Source organism: Brevundimonas vesicularis, from assembly GCF_027886425.1.
Classification (GTDB): Bacteria; Pseudomonadota; Alphaproteobacteria; order Caulobacterales; family Caulobacteraceae; genus Brevundimonas; species Brevundimonas vesicularis_C.
The window spans coordinates 410,642-430,973 of record NZ_CP115671.1 but is presented as its reverse complement, the minus strand read 5'-3'; the positions used below and the strand labels follow the sequence as shown (position 1 = coordinate 430,973).

The following is a 20,332-nucleotide window of genomic DNA, read 5'->3' as shown; positions in this document are numbered from 1 at the left end:
TGATGGCCGCTTACGAACTGATCGATCACGAATACGACGTCGTCGTCGTCGGCGCCGGGGGCTCGGGCCTTCGCGCCGCGCTCGGCGCCGCCCAGCAGGGGCTGAAGGTCGCCTGCGTGACCAAGGTCTTCCCCACCCGCTCGCACACCGTCGCGGCCCAGGGCGGCATCTCCGCCTCGCTCGGCAACATGGGCGAGGACAGCTGGCAATGGCACATGTACGACACCGTCAAGGGGTCGGACTGGCTGGGTGACCAGGACTCGATCGAATATCTGGTCCGTAACGCGCCCAAGGCCGTCTATGAGCTGGAACACTGGGGCGTGCCCTTCAGCCGCACCGAAGAAGGCAAGATCTATCAGCGCGCCTTCGGCGGCATGACCCGCAACTTCGGCGAGGGCCCGGTGCAGCGCACCTGCGCGGCCGCCGACCGCACCGGCCACGCCATCCTGCACACCCTGTACGGCCAGTCGGTGCGCCGCGAAGTGAAGTTCTTCGTCGAATATTTCGCGCTGGACCTGATCATGCAGGACGGCGCCTGCACCGGCGTGACGGCGCTGCAGCTCGACAACGGTCAGCTTCACCAGTTCCGCGCCAAGATGGTGGTTCTGGCGACCGGCGGATACGGCCGCGCCTATTTCAGCGCCACTTCGGCCCACACCTGCACCGGCGACGGCAATGCGATGGTGCTGCGCGCCGGCCTGCCGCTGCAGGACATGGAGTTCGTACAGTTCCACCCGACCGGCATCTATGGCGCCGGCTGCCTGATCACCGAGGGCGCGCGCGGCGAGGGCGGTTATCTAACCAACTCGGAAGGCGAGCGCTTCATGGAGCGCTATGCGCCGACCGTGAAGGACCTGGCCCCGCGCGACATGGTTTCGCGCTCCATGACCATCGAAATCCGCGAGGGTCGCGGCGTGGGTCCGAACAAGGACCACATCTTCCTGCATCTGGATCACCTGGATCCGAAGATCCTGCACCAGCGCCTGCCGGGCATCTCGGAGTCTGCCAAAATCTTCGCCGGCGTGGATGTGACCAAGGAGCCGATCCCGGTCCTGCCGACCGTGCACTACAATATGGGCGGCATCCCCACGAACTATCACGGCGAAGTCCTGACGCTGCGCGACGGCAACCCCGACAGCGTGGTTCCGGGCCTGATGGCCGTGGGTGAGGCGGCCTGCGTTTCGGTGCACGGCGCCAACCGCCTGGGCTCCAACTCCCTGACCGACCTGGTGGTGTTCGGCCGCGCCGTCGGCCTGCGCTGCGGTGAAGTCGTCGACAAGGCCTCGGCCGTGCCGTCGGCCTCCAAGAGCCAGACCGACCAGCACCTGGCCCGCTTGGATCGCTTCCGCTACGCCGACGGCTCGACCCCGACCGCCGAGCTGCGTCTGTCTATGCAGCGCGCGATGCAGGCCGATGCGGCGGTGTTCCGCACCGGCGAGACCCTGCAGCAGGGCACCGACAAGCTGCGCGCCATCGAGGCGGCCGGCGCCGACATCAAGACCACCGATCGCGGCCTGATCTGGAATACGGACCTGGTTGAGACGCTGGAGTACGACAACCTGATCGCCCAGGCGATGGTGACGATCGAGGGTGGTCTGAACCGCACGGAATCGCGCGGCGCCCACGCCCGCGAGGACTATCCTGATCGCGACGACGTCAACTGGATGAAGCACACCCTGGCGTGGAAGCGTCCGGGCGAGCAGGTCCAGATCGATTATCGTCCGGTCCACAACTACACCATGTCCGACGACATCGCGTATATCGAACCGAAGGCGCGGGTTTACTAAGATGGTCCAGCTTACTCTCCCCAGAGGCTCCAAGCCGACGACCGGCAAGGTCCACAAGGCCGCGCCGGGCTCCAAGGACGTGAAGACCTACAAGGTCTATCGCTACGATCCGGAGACCGACGCCGATCCGCGCTGGGACACCTATGAGGTGCCGACCGGCGACCACGGCCCGATGCTGCTGGACGCCCTGATCCACATCAAGAACACCATCGATCCGACCCTGTCGTTCCGGCGCTCGTGCCGCGAGGGCATCTGCGGCTCGTGCTCGATGAACATCGACGGGCGCAACGCCCTGGCCTGCACCAAGGGCTGGGACGAATGCGCGTCCAACAACATCACCATCTCCCCCCTGCCCCACCAGCCGGTGGTCAAGGACCTGGTGACGGACCTGAGCCTGTTCTACGCCCAGTACGACTCGATCCAGCCGTATCTTCAATCGGACGAGCCGGACCCTGAAAAGGAGCGTCTGCAGACCCCGGCCGAGCGCGAGAAGCTGGACGGCCTGTACGAGTGCATCCTGTGCGCCTGCTGCTCGACGTCCTGCCCCAGCTACTGGTGGAACCAGGAAGAATACCTCGGCCCGGCGGCGCTGTTGCAATCCTATCGCTGGATTTCCGACAGCCGCGACGACGCGACCCAGAAGCGTCTGGACGACCTGGAAGACCCGTTCAAACTGTATCGTTGCCACACGATCATGAACTGCGCCCAGGTCTGCCCCAAGGGTCTGAACCCGGCCAAGGCCATTGCCGAGACCAAGAAGCTGATGGTCGCGCCGAGCCGCAAGAAGGCGGCCTGAGTATCCGGCGCCGGGGGCCTTGCCTCCGGCGCCGCCTCGTTTAAGAGCGGCGCATGGCCAGCATCACCTATATCGAGCATGACGGAACCGAGCACGTCGTCGACGTGAAGCCTGGACTGAGCGTCATGGAAGGCGCGATCCGCAACAATGTGCCGGGCATCGACGCGGACTGCGGCGGGGCCTGCGCCTGCGCCACCTGCCATGTCTATGTCGACGAAGCCTGGCGAGAGGCGACGGGCAAGCCGTCGGCGATGGAAGAGTCGATGCTGGACTTCGCCGAAGAGGTCGAGCCGAACAGCCGCCTGTCTTGCCAGATCCGGGTGTCGGACGCCCTGAACGGCCTGATCGTACGGTTGCCGGAAAACCAGCACTGAAATGATCGACGCGCGGCTGATCGACCAGATCGGCCGATGGATCGACCAGCGCACCGAAGCGATGGGCGAGGACGGTCCGCCGGTCCTGGGGATCGCGGGATCGCAAGGTTCGGGAAAATCGACCCTGGCCAAAGCCGTCGCCGAGCGGTTCGGCGGGGCGAGCCTGTCGCTGGACGACGTCTATCTGACGAAGGCGGAGCGGGCGGCGATGGCGGCGCGGGTGCATCCGTTGTCCGCCACGCGCGGGCCGCCGGGGACGCATGACCTGGGGCTTCTGAACCGTCTGCTGGATCGGTTGCAGAGTGCGGGGCCGGACGATCTGACGCCTCTGCCGCGTTTCGACAAGTTGGCCGACGACCGGGCGGCCGAGGCGGACTGGCCTGTCGTGAAAGGTCGGCCGCGGGTCATCGTGCTGGAGGGATGGTGCTTGGGCGCGACGCCGCAGGCCGAGGCGGATCTGGTTGCGCCGACCAACATCCTGGAGGGCCGGCAGGACGTCGGGGCCGAATGGCGCAGGGCGGTCAATGATGCGCTGGGTCAGCCCTATGCCCGCCTGCGCGGGCGGCTGGACGCCCTGATCTTTCTCAAGGCGCCGGGGTTCGATGTCGTGCTGGACTGGCGCTGCGAGCAGGAGGCGGGATTGATGGGGCAGGACGCCGTATCGCCCGAGCGACGCGCGGCCCTGGCGGTCTTCATCCAGCATTATGAGCGCCTGAGCCGGCATATGATGACGGGCGGCGTGAAGGCCGACATGATCGTCGCTCTGGACCGGAATCGCGGGGTTCGCAGCCTTGAAGGCGGGCTTGGCGCCTGAGCCGCATCTGTGCGTTATCGGACCATGAGCCTGTTTGGATCCAAGCCCGCCGTCGAGCCCGACCGCCGCATGGGAGCGCGCCGACCCGCAAACGCGCGCGGCGTCATCTGCGCGCCCGGCCTGGAGACGGCGTGTCTGATCGTCGATCTGTCGGACGCGGGGATGAAGCTGCGGCTGGACAGAGGCGGGGCCTTGCCGCGCGAGGTCGTGGTGGTCGATGTGGCTGCGGGCGTCGCCTATCCCGCCACCGTCGTCTGGCAGCGCGGGCAGGAGGCCGGGCTGAGGCAGACCGGGGCCAAGTCGCTGAGAGGCCTGGCGCCGGCGAGGCTGATGCCCGCGCGCGACGCCTGGCTGAGGGCCGGCGGGCGCTGATCGGCCGGGCTAGTCCGCCGTGTCGGCGGGCATGGAGCCGGCGTTGATGGCGATGCGGCCCACCAGCCCCTTGACGATCAGGTCCAGCGCCGATCCCTCACGATAGTCGGCGGCGGCGACGAAGTTCACCCGGTCCTCCGAGATCAGGGAATAGACCTTCTTCTGGTCCCGCTCGTTCGAGCGCGGGTCATAGACGGCGATCGAGAAGCCGCCCTTGGTGTGCATCATCTTCATGGTCGGCACGTCGGTGTCGCCGTCGCCGATGAAGATCATCCGGTCGAAAGGCACGGCGCGCTCGTCGTCGGGGATGAAGTGGTTGATGCGTTCGTGCTCCCAGTGGTTCTTCACGCCCTTGTTGATGCGGAACAGATACTGGGTCTTGGTGGTGTAGTTGACGCCGACCGCCGGCCAGGCGGCCTCGCCCCTGTCGTCATAGACATAGTGGGAGGCGAAGACGTGGGTCAGGGCGGGGCGGATCGGCGTGCCGTCGATCATCTCCTCCAGCCCGGCGGAGATGATGTAATGCTCGATCTCCAGCCCGTATTTGGCGCCGAAGGCGTTCATCCGGTCGAACCAGCTGAGATCCTTCAGCCCCTCGAACAGAGCCACCGCCTCGCCGTGCTGGCGCAGGGTCTCGCGCGTCACCGGGGCGCCGTTCTGACGCGCGTGGTGCAGCATCAGCTGCATGTACATCAGGATGCCGTCGCCGTCGGCGTCCTTGGTCAGGCGCTCGGCTTCTTCCCAGAAGGCGCCGATGCCCATGCCGACAGAGGGGATGAAGGACACCTCCTGCATATTGCCGCGCGCCAGGGTGCCGTCGAAATCATAGATCAGGGCGGTCTTCAGCAGCGGGGTCTTGGGTTCGGCCGTATCGGACATGGGGCGAGATCCTCAGTGGAAGCCCGCCCTCTATATCAGCCCGCCGCGCCCGTCGATTGGCGCCGCTGCCCGAAGGTGGGCGCCGCCGCCTTCTGCTCGGCCCAGTAGTCGGCGCCCGTCGTCGGCTTGAACATGGTGCGCGGCGACCCGTTGCGGGCCACCACGGCGAAGGTGTTGGTCGAGGCCTGATAGATCAGGGTGTCGCCATTGGGCCGTTTGACGGTCTCGGCGTCGCGCGGAGGCTTGGTCGTGAAAGCCGTGACCTTCGTCAGATAATCCTCGGCTGAGCGCGCGCCGAAGTCTGCGCCGTTTCGGTCGTAGAGACGGGCGATCTTGGCGTCGACGGTTTCGCGCCGATTGGCGGTCAGGACGGGTTTGACCTCCTCGGTCGTCGTTGTGGAGACCGAAACACCCACTGGCCCGGCCGAGGCGATGGGCGTGGGCGTGGTTCTTTCCCGCGTCTCGACCGCCGAACTGTTGTCGCAGCCAGCAAGCGCCAGCAGACCGCACAGGACCAGCGCGGCCCCTCCCCTTGTCAGCGTTCTCATTCTTCCCTCCAGATACCCGCTGGGCGCGACGAAAGCACAACTTTATTGTTCGTGCAATGTTCTCGTCTCGACGGCGTCACGCGCGGCGGCTAGACCGTGGGCATGGACACTCGCCCCCTTTCGAACCGCAAGATTCTGCTGATCGTGGGCGGCGGCATCGCGGCCTATAAGGCGCTGGAGCTGGTGCGGCTGATCGCCAAGGCGGGCGGGCAGACGCGGGTCATCCTGACGGAATCCGGAGCCGAGTTCGTCACGCCCCTGTCGCTGGCGGCGCTGAGCGGCCATCCGGTGCGGTCGGGCCTGTTCCACCCCGACGACGAGACCAGCATGGGCCATATCGAGCTGTCGCGCTGGGCCGATCTGGTGGTGGTGGCGCCGGCGACGGCGGGGCTGATCGCAAAGGCGGCGAATGGTTTGGCCGACGACCTGGCCTCGACGACCCTGATCGCGACGGACAAGCGGGTGCTGTTGGCGCCGGCGATGAATGTGCGGATGTGGGAGCATCCGGCGGTCCAGGCCAATATGGAGCGGTTGAAGGCCTTTCCGGGCTTTCACGGCGTGGCGGTGGTGGGGCCGGATGACGGAGAGATGGCCTGCGGCGAATACGGGCCGGGGCGCATGGCGGAACCGGCGGCGATCCTGGAGACCATCGAAGGTCTGCTGGCGGGCGCGGCCGGGCGACCGCTGGCCGGGCGTCAGGCCGTGGTCACGGCCGGGCCGACGTTCGAACCGATCGATCCGGTGCGGGGCCTGACCAATCGCTCCAGCGGCAAACAGGGCTACGCCATCGCCGCCGCCCTGGCCGAACTGGGGGCCGAGGTGACGTTGGTGTCGGGGCCGACGGCGCTGGCGGCGCCGACCGGCGTGACGCGGATCGATGTGGAGAGCGCGCTTGAGATGCAGGCAGCGACGCAGAGCGCCCTTCCCGCCGACATCGCCGTGCTGTCGGCCGCCGTCGCCGACTGGCGCGTGGACACCATCGCCGGCGGCAAGATCAAGAAGGGACCCGGCGGCCCGCCGACCCTGGCCCTGATCGAGAACCCCGACATCCTGGCCGGCGTCGCCGCGCCTGGTCCGAACCGCCCGGCCCTGGTCATCGGCTTCGCCGCCGAGACGACGGATCTGGAAGCCAATGCGCGCGCCAAGCTGTCGCGAAAGGGCTGCGACTGGATCCTGGGCAACGACGTGTCCGACGACGTGTTCGGATCGGACGGCAACGCCGTACTGCTGGTCACCGCCGATCGGACCGAGACCTGGCCGCGCCAGTCCAAGACCGCCATCGCCCGGGCTGTCGCCGCCCGCATCGCCGATCATTTCAAGGCCCCCGAATGACTGAGACCCCGATCCAGATCCTGCGCCTGCCGCATTCCGAAGGTCTGCCCTTGCCCGCCTATGAGACGGCCGGTTCGGCGGGCATGGACCTGCGCGCCGCCGTGCCCGAGGATCAGCCGATGACCCTGGCCCCGGGTCAGCGGATGCTGGTGCCCACGGGGCTGAAGATCGCCCTGCCGCTGGGGTATGAGGCCCAGGTGCGGGCGCGCTCTGGCCTCGCTTTGAAACACGGCATCATCTGCCCGAATGCGCCGGGCACGATCGACAGCGACTATCGCGGCGAGTGCGGCGTGATCCTGGCCAACATCGGCGCCGAGCCCTTCGTCATCCGCCGCGGCGAACGCATCGCCCAGCTGGTGATCGCCCGGCATGAGCGGGCGGACTGGATCGAGGTCGAGATGCTGGACGAGACCGCGCGCGGAACGGGCGGGTTCGGATCGACGGGGCGGTAGTTAAGCCGTCTCTTCGACATCAATCGGACCATGACCAGTCCACGTAATCCAGCGGTTTTCGGAACTGATCCAAGTGTGTCGTATAGCCGAAGGGTAGTCCCCAGCGGCGCGTGAAATTAGGGTGACTATATCGGCCAAATCCACTCGAATCAGCCCACGACGCTGTTCTTGGTCAGACGTGACCCAAAACCCCCCGTAGTGTCCGTCGTCACCTAAGTCTTCAAGAAAAACGGTGCTGTGGATCAACAGATTCAAAACACGGCGCCAAGCCATCGTGCTGGAAACAGTGTTTTCCATGTCGAAGTATCTGTCAGGCCAATGGCGTATTTTTGAAAACCCCTTCTTGAGGGCTGGAGCAATTTTCACAGAAACTGCTGCTGAGAGCGTCGCCGACGAAAGTTTATGGTCATCGCTCAGTTTTCGAAGAGAATAGGCTGATAAAAACAGCTTCTTCTCGATCAAAAACGATCGACGTGCGCTTGGTGGCTTAATCGCCCACCTTGAAATCAGACCCGCATCGCGGATTAGGGAGGCCTTCCAAGGGGAGCTCTCAAAAATCATGATTACTTCAGCGGATGGGCGAAGCTTTCGTGTCTAGTCCCGAGCATTCAATTATACCAACGGCGCGGTCGGCTGGATGAGGCTGGCCTTGCGGCGGATGTGTTCGCGCCAGGCGGTGTAGAGGCCGCTGCTGGCGATCAGGGCGGCGCCGGCCAGGGTGGTGAGGGTGGGCGTCGCGGCCATCAGCCACCAGCCGAAGACGATGGCGCCGACGATCTGGAGATAGTCGAAGGGCGCGACCACGGCGACCGGGGCCTTTTGCAGCGAGGCGGTCATGAACAGCTGGGCCAAGCCGCCGGCGATGCCCGATCCGATCAGCAGGCCGAAGGTGCCGAGCGCGTGCCAATGGCCGACGAAGGGCAGCAGGATCGCCCCCACGACCGAACAGGCCACGAAGAACCAGAAGACGATGGCGGCGACGTGTTCGGTGTCGCGCAGCTGGCGCAGGGTGATGGTCACGCCGGCCGTCAGCACCGCCCCGATCAGGGCGAAGGCCACGCCCGCCAGCGGCAGGACCGAATGGCCGACGCCCGGTCGCATGACCACGATCACGCCGATGAAACCGACCGCAACGGCGGCCCAGCGGCGCGGGCCGACCGCCTCCTTCAGCACGAAGAAGGACAGGATGGTGGCGAAGATCGGGGCAGTGAAGCTGAGGGTCGTCGCGTCGGCGAGGGGCAGCAGCGTCAGCGTCTGGAACAGGCACAGGATGGCCGCGACGCCCAGGGCGCTGCGTCCCAGATGGGCCAGGGGGCGGCGCGTCGACAGGGCCGAGAGGCCGCCCGGCTGGGTCAGCACCCAGGCCAGCACCACCGGCAGGCCGAAGAAGGCGCGGTAGAATAGCATTTCCGGCGCCGCGACACCGTCCTGCGACGCCAGCTTCAACGTCGCCGTCATGATCGAAAAACAGCCGGCGGCGGCGATGCGCAGAAGAATGCCGTGGACGACGTCCTCGCCCGCAGCTTTCGATGGATCAGGCGAAGGCCGCGCGGCGGCGACCATGTCGCGCGCTTAGGCCTGGCCGGTTTCGACCGGCTGCTGGGCGATCTGCTGCTGGCGCGCGATGTAGATGGCGGCGAAGTCGATCGGGTCCAGCTGGAACGGGGGATAGAAGCCGCCATCGGCCGTTGCGCCCGAGATGATCTCGCGCGCGAACGGGAACAGATAGCGCGGGCATTCGATCAGCAGCAGCGGCTCGATGTCCTGCTCCTGGACATTGGCCAGCTGGAACAGGCCGCCATAGACCAGTTCGACGTGGAAGACGGGCTGGTTTTCGTGGGTCGCCTTGATCGACAGCTTCAGATCCAGTTCGAACAAGCCGTCGGGGCGGCCCTGGGCGGCCATTTCGACGCCCAGGTCGATTGCGGGCTTGCCGTCGATGCGCAGGGATTCAGGGGCGCGCGGGTTCTCGAACGAGAAGTCGCGGACGTATTGCGCCAGGATGCGGAAGCCGGGACCGGCGGGCTGGCCCTGCTGGGCGTCGCCTTGTTGCGGCTGTTCGGCGGGAGGAGCGGCGTCGGTCATGAAACGGTCTTTGGCGCAGTTTGGGGCCGATGAGGCCGGAATGAGGCGCCGCGACTACCATGCCGGGACGCTTGGCCGCAACGTCGCGCGCGCGATTGGGGGCGCGCTTCGCCTTGCCTCACCCTATATGAGCCCGTAATCACGCCAGACTAAGTGTTTGGCGCACCCGTCGTTCGCTACAGGAATCTCCCCTTGAACATGCCGGTTCAGTTCCAGGTCGTCATCTTCGCCTTCATCGCAGCCTTTGTGCTGTTCCAGCTCTACAATGTGCTGGGCAAGCGGGTGGGCCGTCAGCCGCAGGAAGACGCCAAGATCGCGCCGCCCGGCCCGGCCCAGGCCGAGACGCCCAAGATCGCGGCGATCGACCCGGCGACCCTGGCCTCGATCGCCAGCCTGAAGGCGCGCGATCCGGCGTTCGACCCCGCCCGTTTCTTGGACGGCGCGCGCCAGGCCTATGAGACCATCGTTCGCGGCTACGCCGCCGGCGACCGGGCCGCGCTGAAGCCGTTGCTGAAGCCGAACGTCTTCGCCTCGTTCGAGGCCGGCATCGCAGCGCGCGAGACGCGTGGCGAGACCGAGACCGTCGAGTTCCTGTATCCGCCCCGGGCCGATCTGGAAGGCGCGGTCGCCGAGGGCGACAAGGCCGTGGCCAAGGTGCGCTTCCTGGCCGAACTGCGCAGTCGGGTGACCAAGGCCTCGGGCGAAACGGCGGACGCGACAACGGGCGAGCCGCTGGTGGAGGAACGCCGCACGGCCGAACACTGGACGTTCGAACGCACCCTAGGCGCGGCGGACCCGAACTGGGTCCTGGCGCGCGTCGAGCCGGCCAACGCCTGATGGCGGTTCGCGGCCGGTCGGGCGCGCTGGCGACGCTGACGGCCGCCCTGGCTGTCGCCGCCTGTTCGACCGGGCCGATGACGCCGACGGGCGCGACGGGGACGACAGGGCTGCAGACAGGGCCGATCCCCTATACGCCATCGCCCAATCCGACCCCGCTTCCCGCGCCGTCCGACGCCCTGAGCCCCGCCGTGCTGCCGGGCTGGAGCCAGGAGGACCATCTGGCCGCCTTCCGGGCCTATGTGGACGGGTGCGGCGCGGCGCGTGACGAGGCCGCCCGCCGGGTCTGCGGACGCGCCAAGGCCATGGCGACGACAATGACGATCACGCCGTCGCAGGCGCGCGCCTTCTTCGAGGCCAGCTTCAGCGCGATCCCGGCCCAGACGCCGGACGGGCGACCGGGCCTGCTGACCTCCTATTTCGCGCCCGAATATCCAGCGCGGCGACGGCCGGACGCCGAGTTCTCGGCCCCCGTCCTGCCCAAGCCCGCCAATCCACGCGCGGCCGGCGACCGCGCCTATATCGAATCCGCCGCACGACCCGAGCAGGCCTTGGCCTGGATGCGGGCCGAGGACCTGTTCTTTCTGCAGATCCAGGGGTCGGGCTATCTGACGTTCGAGGACGGCACGCGCGGCCGCGCCGCCTATGCCGCCGACAACGGCAAGCCGTTCGTGGGCATCGCCCGACCGATGGCGCAGCAGGGATTGTTGCCGCAGAACGGCACCTCCGGCGATGCGATCCGGGACTGGTTGGCCAGCCATAGGGGCTATGAGGCGCAGGCGGTCATGGCGCTGAACCCACGCTACATCTTCTTCCGGCTGGACCCGGACGATGACGGCCACCCGGCGGGGGCGGCGGGCGTGCCCCTGACCGAGCGGCGGGCCATCGCGGTCGATCCGGCGCACTGGCGCTATGGCGAACTGGTCTGGCTGGAGGCCGACGGAGGCAATCTGCGCGGCGCCACGGCCAGCTATCGCGGTCTGGCCATGGCGCTGGACACGGGATCGGCCATTCGCGGACCGGTGCGCGCCGACCTCTATATGGGTCGCGGCGACCGCGCGGGGGCCGAGGCCGGGACCGTGCGCCACCCCTTGCGGATGTGGCGCCTGGTCCCGAAGGGTTAAGCGACGGTCAGGGTCACCGCGATATTGCCCCGCGTGGCGTGCGAATAGGGGCAGACGGTATCCGCCTCGGCGACCAGGGCTTCGGCCTCGGCGCGATCCACGCCCGGCAGGCTGACCTCCAGCGCCACCTCCAGGCCGAAGCCCTTGTCGCTGCGCGGACCGATGCCGACCGTGGCGTTGACGGCGGCGTCGGCAGGCACCTTAGCGTGACCGCCCTGAGAGGCGACGAACTTCATGGCGCCGAGGAAGCAGGCGGCATAGCCAGCCGCGAACAGCTGTTCGGGGTTGTTGCCGACGCCGGCGCCGCCCAGCTCCTTGGGCGTGCCCAGGGCGACATCCAGAGCGCCGTCGGTGGTGGCGGCGCGGCCGTCGCGGCCGCCCGTGGCGACGGCGGTGGTGCGGTACAGGGTGTTGATGGACATGGGGATCAGCTCCGGGAGATCATAAATATCGTGCGCGATTTAGTCGCGTGGAGTCATTTAGTGAGCAGAGCTGGAGGCGTCAAGCTTGCGATTGTATCGCGTGCGATTATTATCAGCCTATGACCTCACCCGCCCCCTCCCCCGCCGCCATGGCCGTCGATGACATGCTGTGTTTCGCCGCCTATTCGGCGAACCTGGCGTTCAACCGGTTCTACAAGCCGCTCCTGGACCGGATGGGCCTGACCTATCCGCAGTTCCTGGCCATGGCCCTGCTCTGGCGTGAGGACGAACAGACGGTCGGCCGGCTGGGCGAGCAGCTGTTTCTGGAATCCAATACCCTGACCCCTCTGATCAAACGGCTGGAGGCGGCCGGGCTGGTGACGCGGGCGCGCGACAGGGCGGATGAGCGGGTGGTGCGCGTCAGCCTGACCGACGCAGGACGGGCGTTGGCTGTCGAGGCCGCCTGCCTGCCGCAATCGGTACTGGACGCCACCGAAATGACGCCCGCAGCCATGACCGACCTGCGCCAAGGCCTGGGGGCGCTGCGCGACAAGCTGCGGGCCGCCCAGCCGCCGGCCGAGGGCTAGGCCAGGTCTTCGATCTCGTCTTCGGTCAGTTCGCCGGGGACGATGGTGACGGGCAGTTTTCGGCCGCCGATCTGCGCGCCCTGTTTGATGATGGCCGAGACCAGCGGGCCGGGGCCGCGCGAGCTGGTTCCGGCGGCCAGCACCAGGATCTTGATGTCAGGGTCGGCGGCGACGACCTTCTTGATCGCGGCCTGGGCTTCGCCCTTTTCGATCAGGAAGACCGGCGCGGCGCCGGAGCGAGTCTGCGCCTCCTCGCCCAGGCGGTTGAGCAGGATTTCCGCCTCCTGGCGCTGCTGGCGTTCGATTTCCTCGCGAACGCCCGACCAGTGGGCGTCGCTGTCGGTCGGCAGGACGCGCAGCATGACCACGCGCCCGCCCGTCGATTTCGCCCGGCGCGAGGCGAACCGCAGGGCGGCCTCGAACTCCGGACTGTCGTCGACGACGACGAGGAACTTTCTCGGCATTGCGGCCTCCCCAGCCTGGTCAGCGGCTGAAGAGGCCGTGTGACGACGGCTTCGTCAAGCGAAGACGCACGGCTCAGCCATTCACCGCCGCCGTCGCCAGATCGCGGATCGTCGCGTTGGCGATCGTCAGTTTGGCGAAGGTCCAGCCCGAGCCGGACTGTTCGATCTCATCCACCGAAGCGCGCACGCCCTCGACCGTCGCCTGTTTGGAGCCGATCCAGGCGTCCACGGCGGCCTCCGCCGCGTCCTCGCTGACGCCGACCGACGGATCGGAGGCGCGGGCGACGGCGCGGGTCAGGGCCGCCTGCTCGTTCATCAGATCCTCGATCAGACGACGGACGGCGAGACGATCGAAATGATCAGCAGACGGAATGGAGCCGGCGGCGGCGCGCAGACGGTCGAAATCGAAGGCGGCGCCGACCTGGTGATACAGGCGCGCCATGGCTGCGACCGGCCAGTTCGCCTCCTGCGCCAGATCCCCGATGTCGGAGGCGGCGACGAGGGGGCGCATGATGGCGATGCTGCGGGTCAGATCCTCAGGCGCGCCGTGGTCGGCGAAGCGTTTGACGCGCGCATCCAGACGCCCCTGTTCGAAGCGCGACAGGACCGGCGCGCCCTCGGCCTGCAAGGCGTCGGCGATCGGACGATAGCGGTCGATCAAGGCCTGAACCGACAGACCGCCCTTGGCGCGGCGGGCCAACCAGAAGGTCTGACGACGCAGGACGACGGCGATTTCCTGATAGAGGGCGATCTGGGCCTCGGCCGAGATTTTCAGGTCCAGGGCCGACACGGCGTCCCAGGCCTCGTCCAGGCGGAAGACGCGGCGCGCCGCCTCGAAGGCGATGATCAGGGCGGTGGTGTCGCATTCCGCCGAGCCGCGCAGGCGGTCGGGGAAGGTCGGGCCGCACATGTTGACGACTTCGTTGGCCATGACCGTGGCGATGATCTCGCGCCGCAGACGGTGGCTCTTCATCTCCGGTTCGAACCGGGCCAGGGCCTCGGGGAAGTAGCGGACCAGTATCTGTTCGAAGAAGGGATCCTCGGGCGCCTGGGAGGCGACGATGTCGTCCGACAGCTCCAGCTTGGCGTAGGCCATCAGGACGGCCAGTTCGGGCCGGGCCAGCGGAATGCCCGCCGTCATCAGCTCCTTGACGCGGGCGTCGTTGGGCAGGCCCTCGACCTTGCGGTCGAGCTTTCCGCGCGCCGACAGGCTCTGCATGAACCGCTGCTGGGCGTCCAGGGCGCCGACGCCTTCGGCCTGTTGCAGGGTCAGGGCCAGGGTCTGGTCGTAGTTGTGAGCCAGCACCTTCAGGCCGACCTCGTCGGTCATGGAGGCCAGAAGCAGCGTGCGCTCCTCGGCCGGCAGGACGCCGTTGGTCACGGCCGAGCCGACCAGGATCTTGATGTTGACCTCGTGGTCGGAGGTGTCGACCCCGGCGGAGTTGTCGATGGCGTCGGTGTTGATGCGGCCGCCGGCCTGGCCGAAGGCGATGCGTCCCGCCTGGGTGAAGCCGAGGTTTGCGCCCTCGCCCACCACCTTGACCCGCAGTTCGTCGGCGTTGATGCGCAGGGCGTCGGTGCCCTTGTCCCCGACCTGGGCGTCGGTTTCGGCCGCCGATTTCACATAGGTGCCGATGCCGCCCAGATAGAGCAGCTCGACCGGCGCCTTCAGGATGGCGCGGATCAGGCTGACCGGGTCCAGTTCGTCCTCGGCGATGTCCAGGGCCGCCTTGATCTGGGGCGTCAGCTGGATCGACTTGGCCGAGCGCGAGAAGACGCCGCCGCCTTCGGAGATCAGGGCCTTGTCGTAGTCCTGCCAGGACGAGCGCGGCAGGTCGAACAGACGCTTGCGCTCGGTCCAGCTGGTCACATGATCCGGGTTCGGATCAATGAAGATGTCGCGGTGATCGAAGGCGGCGACCAGGCGCGTCGCCTTTGACAGAAGCGCGCCGTTGCCGAAGACGTCGCCGGACATGTCGCCGACGCCGACCATGGTGAAGGGCTGCGTCTGGATGTCCTTGCCCATTTCGCGGAAGTGGCGCTTGACCGCCTCCCACGCGCCGCGCGCGGTGATGCCCATGGCCTTGTGGTCATAGCCGATGGAGCCGCCCGAGGCGAAGGCGTCGCCCAGCCAGAAGCCGTAGGAGGCCGAGACGCCGTTGGCGATGTCGGAGAAGGTCGCCGTGCCCTTGTCGGCGGCCACGACCAGATAGGGGTCGTCGCCCTCCCAGGCGATGACATTGGCCGGATGGGTCACCGAACCGTCGGCGGCGATGTTGTCGGTAATATCCAGAAGGCCGGACAGGAAGGTGCGATAGGCGCGGATGGCCTCGCCCTGGATGGCCTCGCGGTCCGTCGTGCGGGGCAGTTGCTTGGGATAGAAGCCGCCCTTGGAGCCGACCGGCACGATGACCGCGTTCTTCACTTGCTGCGCCTTGACCAGGCCCAGGACCTCGGTGCGGAAGTCGTCGCGACGGTCCGACCAGCGCAGACCGCCGCGCGCGACGGGACCAAAGCGCAGGTGCACGCCCTCGACGTGCGGCGCCCAGACGAAGATTTCGCGATAGGGTTTGGGCAGCGGCAGGTCGTCCAGCTCGCGCGAGGCGATCTTGATCGAGATGTGCGGCTTGGGTTGACCGTCGGCGTCCAGCTGGAAATAGTTGGTGCGCTTGATCGCGCCGATCAGGGCGGCGATGCGGCGCAGGGCCCGGTCGTGATCGAGGCTCTTCACGTCCTGCAGCAGAGTGACGATCTTGGCGTCCAGCTCGGCGACAGCCGGCGCACGGTCGTCAGCCCAGCCCCCTTCGGGCGCGAACTTGGCCTTGAACAGCGACAGCAGGGCGCGCGCCACGTCGGGATATTCGCGCAGCGCCTCTTCCTGCACCGTTTGGGAGGGGTCCAGGCCCGTCTGCTGGCGATAGTGGGCCAGGGTGCGGATCAGGGCGGCGTCGCGCCATTCCACGCCCAGTTCGATCACCAGGCGGTTGAAGCCGTCGCTTTCATTGCGGCCGGTCCAGACCGCGGCGAAGGCGTCCTCGAACGGGCCTTTCACGTCATCGAAGACCAGCGCCTCGCCGCGCGGATCCTCCATCAGGAACTCGTGGACGTGGATCTCCTCCTCGCCCAGCGGGCGGATCGGATAGCCGTATTCCTCCAGCGTCTTCAGACCCATATCGGCCAGGATCGGCAGGACGTCGGACAGGGGAACGGCGGGGCCGCGACGATAGAGCTTGAAGCGGAACTGCAGGCGGCTGTCGTCCGGCGTGCGGAAGGCGCGCACGGCGACGGCCTTGCCTTCGCCCGGCAGACCGGTCTCGTTCAGCCGGTTCACATACTGCAGGTCGGTCGAGGCCTCGTCGGCGTCATAGCGATCGCGATAGGCGGCGCCGAAAGCCTTGGCCCACTGGGCGCTCAGCGGACCGACGGCGACTTCCTCGACGCCCGAGCGGCGCAGGGCGCCTTCGAAACGATCGACCCAGCCGCGACCGGCCTCGGCGACGTCGGCTTCCAGCTGGGCGGCGTCCGGGATCGGGTGGGCGCCGGGCTCGACGCCGATGATGTAGTGGATGCGCACCAAGGGCGCGTCGGACAGCTCCGGATACCAGGCCGAGATGCGGCCGCCCCAGGCGCGGGCGATGATCTGGCCGATGCGTTCGCGCACGGCGGAATCGAACTTCTCGCGCGGGATGAAGCACAGGACCGAGACGAAGCGGTCGAACGGATCCTGGCGCGAGAACAGACGGATGCGCGGCCGGTCGTAGAGGTGAAGGATGCCAAGGGCGATGGACAGCAGCTCGTCCTCGCTGACCTGGAACAGCTCGTCGCGCGGATAATTCTCAAGGATGTTCTTGAGGCGTTTCTCATTGTGGCTGCCGGGCGCCTTGTCGGCGCGGGCCAGGGCGTTGGCCACCTTGCGACGCAGCAGAGGCACTTCGGTCGTCAGCTGGTCGTAGGCTTCCGACGTGAACAGGCCGACGAAACGGGTCTCGCCCGTCGCCTTGCCGTCCGGGCCGTAACGCTTGACCCCGACATAGTCCATGTAGGCGCGGCGGTGGACGCGCGAGCGGGCGTTGGCCTTGGCCACCGTCACCGGTTCGCTGAGGTCCAGTTGGCGGCGCATCTGGCGCGTCAGGACGGCAGGTTCCGACGCGCGACGCAGCACGGTGCGCTCGGGATCTGCCAGAATGCCCAGGCCGTCGGTGGACAGGCCCAGCGGCGCCTCGGCCTCATAGTCGCCGTCGGCGTTCAGCGGATAGTCGTAGTCGCGCGCGCCCAGGAAGACGAAATGGTCGCTCTTCAGCCATTTCAGGAAGGCGATGTTCTCGGCCAGGACGGCGGGATCGACCGGGGGCGGGGTCTCTTCCAGTCGCTGTACGGCCTGGCGCATCAGAGACGTCATGGCGTCATGATCGGCGACGGCGGCGTGCACATCCGACAGGCTCTGGGCCAGGCCTTCGCCCAGGGCGTCGCGACGCTCCTGAGGCACGCTGTCGATGACCAGCATGATGATCGATAGGCGGCGGCCGTCCAGCTCGACCACCGGGTGGAACAGGGCGCGCACGGACACGGCGGCCTCGGCCAGGGCGCCCATGACGCTGTCGACCAGGAAGGGAGCGTCGGACTGGACGATGCGCACCAGATCGTAATCCAGCACCTTGTCAGACGCGCCGTGCAACGGGCCGACCGTGATGGCGGGAGCGGCCGCGTCGGTCGGATAGGACTTGGCGGCGGTCCAGGAGGCGGCGAGCAGGGCGGCCAGATCCTCGCCGCTCAGCTCAGGCGTCTCATCGGCGGAATAGTCTTCGTGCGCCTGGGTCAGATACGTCTGTTCGACTGCGCCGGGCCCGGTCCCCACGATCTTGGCGAAGGCCGCCTCCAGCGCGGCCTTGGTGATCGGCTGAACGGGTTGGCGCAGATCGTGGGCGGTCATGGACGAGCAGTCTCGAACGACGCGGCAGGGCCGCAAGGGATGCGGCGCGACGGGGCGCCACCCCCGCTGACTAGGCCAGGTCCGGTCGCTCGGGAAGCCCCCGGAGACCGTTCATTGTAATGATCAGTGATCAGGTTGGAATTATTGTGCAGCGCCACAAAGCAGAAAGCCGCCGGACTGGGGGAGTCCGGCGGCCTGCGCGAGCGGCGCCTCGAGGGGAGGGGAGGGCGCCGGCTTCGCTTCGCTGCGGTTCGGAGGGGGAGTGTCCCGCAGCGTCGAAATCGGAAATGGGAAGCCGCCTGCGCCGTTCAAGAGCGGATCGGGCGGAATCTTTCGCGACATTTTGGCGCCCCGGATGGTCGATCCGAAGGCCGCGACAACGGATTCCGATGCTATGCGTTAGGAGGGGTCAACGGTGAAGCTGGAGCACCCGATTACATGCGTCGCTTTTTGATGGGTTCGATCGTGGCGGCCGTGGTCGGCCTGCTGCTCGCCGGCGCCGGATACTGGGCCTATTGGAACTTCTATTCGCGGTTCCAGCCGGTCACGATCAGCCGCAATCAGGCCGAGGTGCAGCAACTGCTGGACGAGGCGTCCTGGGTGTCGGACGGCAGCGGGGGACAGGCCCTTTATATCGTCACCTATCGCGACAGCGCCTCGGCCCTGCGTTACGCGCGCGACGAGGCGCCCAAGCTGAAGGCGGCGGGGATCGAGACGCGCTACATCCTGTTCGCCCGCCCCGATCTGGAAGGCGCGGCGCAATCGACGGCGGCGGAGCGGGCGACTGTCGCGGAGCTGTGGCTGACGCGCGACTGGCCGCTGTATCAACGCTGGATGGCGACGCCGGCCAACAGCTGGACCGCCGCCGGCGTGCCGCAGGCGGACGGCAATCTGGCGCGCACCGCCGTGGTGGAGGCCGGCCGTCGCTTCAACGAACGGCTGAGCCAGCTGCTCAAGGAGTCCGGCGTCGACATCAGCTATCCGCTGATCCTTTGGCGTGACAAGCAGGGCTTCCTGAAGGCCTGCGGCTGCTCGGACCGACAGGCCTGGGCCTTCATCCGCGACGATGTCGGCGCGCCCGACCGGTTGGGCCAGTCCGACACGGGATTAATCGCGCCCGAAGAAGCGGCGCCGGCGCAGGACGCTCGCCCCTCGGCCATGCCCTATCCGGACCTGCCGGTGATCCCTCCGGTCAATGCGCCGACGGGCGGCACCACGCCGACGCCGCCCTCGCCTCAAGTGCGACCGGCGAGCCCGCCCGCATCGAACCAACCGAGGACGCCGCCGCGCACGGCCCCGGCGCCCAGCAAGCAGGACGACACGACCTTCTACTGATCAGAGGGATCGGCAGGCCGCGATCAGGCGGTCGACGTCCTCGGCGTCCTGATACAGGCCGAAGCCGAAGCGGATGACGTCCTCGCGCACATCGGTGACGATGTTCGCTACCCGCAAACCCGCGCACCAGGCCTGGGCGTCGGGATGACGCAGGGCGAGGAAACGGGCGCGCGACGCGTCGCTCTCGAGCGGATTGAGGATTTCGGCCTGCGACAACACCCCGGCCTGTCCAGATTGAACGGCCTGCTGGAACCTGGTCGCGAGATCGCGCGCATGGGCGGCAATGGCGGCGGTCTTAAGCCCCTGCTGATCCAGCATTCGGCGCACGGCGTTGAAGCGATACAGCGGGGTGCAGTCGAAGGTGGCGCCCCAGAAGCGACCGCCGTCGCTGCGGTATTGGACGCCGCCGGGAGGCCCCGACAGGTCGCCGAACTCCGCGAACCAGCCGGTGACGACAGGACGCGGGCAGAAGCCGGGCGGGGCGTGCAGAAAGCAGACGCCCTCGCCCGACATGGCGTATTTGTAGCCGCCGGAGACATAGAAGACCCGGTCCGCCACCGCCGACAGGTCGGTCGGGGTCGCCATGAAGCCGTGATAGCCGTCGATCAGCACCCAAGGCCCTTCGGGTCTCGCCAGGGCGGCAAGCTCCTCGATCCGGTCGAACAGGCCCCCGGTGCGGAAGAACACCTGGCTGACCACGATCCAGTCGTAACCGCCCCTGGACGCCTCGGCGATGAAGCGGTCGGCGAAGGTGTCGAACGGCGCCAGCGGAATGCGCGTGACCACCGCCGCCCCGACCTCTTCCCACCGCTCGGCCTGACGACGGAAGGAGTGAAATTCGCCGTCGGTCGCCAGAATGCGGACCGGCTTGGTCTCCACGCCCGAAAACAGGCGCAGCAGGAAGTCGTGGGTGTTGGACGAAAAGACGATGCTGTCGGGCGAGGGCAGTGCCAGCTCGGCCGCGACATGGGCCTGGGCCTCGGGGATCACCTGACCGAAGACGAGATCCCACTTGTGGTCGGCATGCAAGTTGGCGTCAAGCCAGGTCTGCTGCTGCGCCTCGAAACTGGCGTCGGGCCACAGGTGATGGCTGTGCGCGGCGAAATGCAGCCGACCGGGCGCCGCTGACAGGGCGCGGGAGAAGAGGGACTTGTAGGTCATCCCTCTTCTTTAGGACATCTCACCCAGCGCTCA

Annotated in this window: 20 protein-coding genes; 11 read left to right on the top strand and 9 right to left on the bottom strand. The window is 67.5% G+C overall.

Annotated features, from left to right (window positions below):
• Window positions 1-2 precede the first annotated feature (2 nt).
• From sdhA to PFY01_RS02075, 5 genes are read left to right on the top strand one after another with little or no spacing between them, the layout of a single operon-like run.
• Window positions 3-1,787, top strand: coding sequence for a succinate dehydrogenase flavoprotein subunit (gene sdhA / locus PFY01_RS02095; RefSeq protein ID WP_055809722.1), 1,785 nt, complete (start codon window positions 3-5; stop codon window positions 1,785-1,787).
• 1 nt (window position 1,788) lies between these two features.
• Window positions 1,789-2,583 carry a succinate dehydrogenase iron-sulfur subunit gene (locus PFY01_RS02090; protein WP_055755116.1) on the top strand — a complete coding sequence of 265 codons (795 nt, stop codon included), beginning with the start codon at window positions 1,789-1,791 and terminating at the stop codon, window positions 2,581-2,583.
• A 53-nt stretch (window positions 2,584-2,636) separates the two neighbouring features.
• Window positions 2,637-2,957 carry a 2Fe-2S iron-sulfur cluster-binding protein gene (locus tag PFY01_RS02085; protein WP_039246732.1) on the top strand — a complete coding sequence of 107 codons (321 nt, stop codon included), beginning with the start codon at window positions 2,637-2,639 and terminating at the stop codon, window positions 2,955-2,957.
• Window position 2,958: 1 nt separating this feature from the next.
• A complete protein-coding gene (locus tag PFY01_RS02080) occupies window positions 2,959-3,771 on the top strand; it encodes a kinase (protein ID WP_271042223.1) in 813 nt (270 codons plus the stop codon).
• Window positions 3,772-3,780: 9 nt separating this feature from the next.
• Window positions 3,781-4,143, top strand: coding sequence for a PilZ domain-containing protein (locus tag PFY01_RS02075; protein WP_271042222.1), 363 nt, complete (start codon window positions 3,781-3,783; stop codon window positions 4,141-4,143).
• A 9-nt stretch (window positions 4,144-4,152) separates the two neighbouring features.
• Here the strand turns inward: PFY01_RS02075 and PFY01_RS02070 are convergent, their stop codons facing one another.
• Together PFY01_RS02070 and PFY01_RS02065 are read right to left on the bottom strand one after the other, a co-directional pair.
• Entirely contained in the window at window positions 4,153-5,022 is an 870-nt protein-coding gene (locus tag PFY01_RS02070) for an HAD family hydrolase (RefSeq protein ID WP_271042221.1), read from the bottom strand.
• A 35-nt stretch (window positions 5,023-5,057) separates the two neighbouring features.
• Complete coding sequence (locus tag PFY01_RS02065; protein ID WP_271042220.1) at window positions 5,058-5,570, bottom strand: S-type pyocin family protein; 513 nt, start codon at window positions 5,568-5,570, stop codon at window positions 5,058-5,060.
• 102 nt (window positions 5,571-5,672) lie between these two features.
• Between PFY01_RS02065 and coaBC the strand changes: the two genes are divergently transcribed.
• Both coaBC and dut read left to right on the top strand, forming a co-directional pair.
• Window positions 5,673-6,902 (top strand): bifunctional phosphopantothenoylcysteine decarboxylase/phosphopantothenate--cysteine ligase CoaBC, encoded by a 1,230-nt coding sequence (coaBC, locus tag PFY01_RS02060; protein WP_271042219.1) that lies wholly within the window; start codon window positions 5,673-5,675, stop codon window positions 6,900-6,902.
• Window positions 6,899-7,354 carry a dUTP diphosphatase gene (gene dut, locus PFY01_RS02055; protein WP_271042218.1) on the top strand — a complete coding sequence of 152 codons (456 nt, stop codon included), beginning with the start codon at window positions 6,899-6,901 and terminating at the stop codon, window positions 7,352-7,354. Before coaBC ends, dut begins: the two co-directional genes overlap by 4 nt.
• On the opposite strand, the gene PFY01_RS02050 is transcribed toward dut, so the two are convergent.
• The 3 genes from PFY01_RS02050 to secB are packed head-to-tail and all read right to left on the bottom strand — an operon-like array spanning window position 7,355 to window position 9,439.
• Window positions 7,355-7,915: a hypothetical protein gene (locus PFY01_RS02050; RefSeq protein ID WP_271042217.1), complete on the bottom strand. Its 561-nt coding sequence runs from the start codon at window positions 7,913-7,915 to the stop codon at window positions 7,355-7,357.
• Window positions 7,916-7,966: 51 nt separating this feature from the next.
• Window positions 7,967-8,917, bottom strand: a complete 951-nt coding sequence (locus PFY01_RS02045) for a DMT family transporter (RefSeq protein WP_271042216.1) — start codon at window positions 8,915-8,917, stop codon at window positions 7,967-7,969.
• 9 nt (window positions 8,918-8,926) lie between these two features.
• Window positions 8,927-9,439, bottom strand: coding sequence for a protein-export chaperone SecB (secB, locus tag PFY01_RS02040; protein ID WP_017505358.1), 513 nt, complete (start codon window positions 9,437-9,439; stop codon window positions 8,927-8,929).
• Window positions 9,440-9,637: 198 nt separating this feature from the next.
• On the opposite strand from secB, the gene timA reads away from it, so the two are divergent.
• Together timA and PFY01_RS02030 are read left to right on the top strand one after the other, a co-directional pair.
• Complete coding sequence (gene timA, locus PFY01_RS02035) at window positions 9,638-10,276, top strand: TIM44-related membrane protein TimA (protein ID WP_271043010.1); 639 nt, start codon at window positions 9,638-9,640, stop codon at window positions 10,274-10,276.
• Window positions 10,276-11,400 (top strand): MltA domain-containing protein, encoded by a 1,125-nt coding sequence (locus tag PFY01_RS02030; RefSeq protein WP_271042215.1) that lies wholly within the window; start codon window positions 10,276-10,278, stop codon window positions 11,398-11,400. The genes timA and PFY01_RS02030 overlap by 1 nt, the downstream gene beginning before the upstream one ends.
• Here the strand turns inward: PFY01_RS02030 and PFY01_RS02025 are convergent.
• The gene (locus tag PFY01_RS02025; RefSeq protein ID WP_091751964.1) at window positions 11,397-11,822 is read right to left on the bottom strand and encodes an organic hydroperoxide resistance protein; all 426 of its coding nucleotides are present in this window, start codon (window positions 11,820-11,822) and stop codon (window positions 11,397-11,399) included. The two genes, PFY01_RS02030 and PFY01_RS02025, sit on opposite strands and share 4 nt — an antisense overlap.
• 119 nt (window positions 11,823-11,941) lie before the next feature.
• Here PFY01_RS02025 and PFY01_RS02020 point away from each other — a divergent pair, with 119 nt between their 5' ends.
• Window positions 11,942-12,409: a MarR family winged helix-turn-helix transcriptional regulator gene (locus PFY01_RS02020; protein WP_271042214.1), complete on the top strand. Its 468-nt coding sequence runs from the start codon at window positions 11,942-11,944 to the stop codon at window positions 12,407-12,409.
• Here PFY01_RS02020 and PFY01_RS02015 read toward each other — a convergent pair.
• Together PFY01_RS02015 and PFY01_RS02010 are read right to left on the bottom strand one after the other, a co-directional pair.
• The gene (locus PFY01_RS02015; protein ID WP_017505361.1) at window positions 12,406-12,873 is read right to left on the bottom strand and encodes a universal stress protein; all 468 of its coding nucleotides are present in this window, start codon (window positions 12,871-12,873) and stop codon (window positions 12,406-12,408) included. The genes PFY01_RS02020 and PFY01_RS02015 overlap by 4 nt on opposite strands.
• A 73-nt stretch (window positions 12,874-12,946) precedes the next feature.
• On the bottom strand, window positions 12,947-17,803 hold the full coding sequence (locus PFY01_RS02010; protein WP_271042213.1) for an NAD-glutamate dehydrogenase: 4,857 nt from the start codon (window positions 17,801-17,803) through the stop codon (window positions 12,947-12,949).
• 438 nt (window positions 17,804-18,241) lie between these two features.
• Here PFY01_RS02010 and PFY01_RS02005 point away from each other — a divergent pair, with 438 nt between their 5' ends.
• Window positions 18,242-19,138, top strand: a complete 897-nt coding sequence (locus PFY01_RS02005; RefSeq protein ID WP_271042212.1) for a hypothetical protein — start codon at window positions 18,242-18,244, stop codon at window positions 19,136-19,138.
• Here PFY01_RS02005 and PFY01_RS02000 read toward each other — a convergent pair whose 3' ends face one another.
• The gene (locus PFY01_RS02000; protein ID WP_271042211.1) at window positions 19,139-20,299 is read right to left on the bottom strand and encodes an aminotransferase class V-fold PLP-dependent enzyme; all 1,161 of its coding nucleotides are present in this window, start codon (window positions 20,297-20,299) and stop codon (window positions 19,139-19,141) included.
• Between the last annotated feature and the right edge of the window lie 33 nt (window positions 20,300-20,332).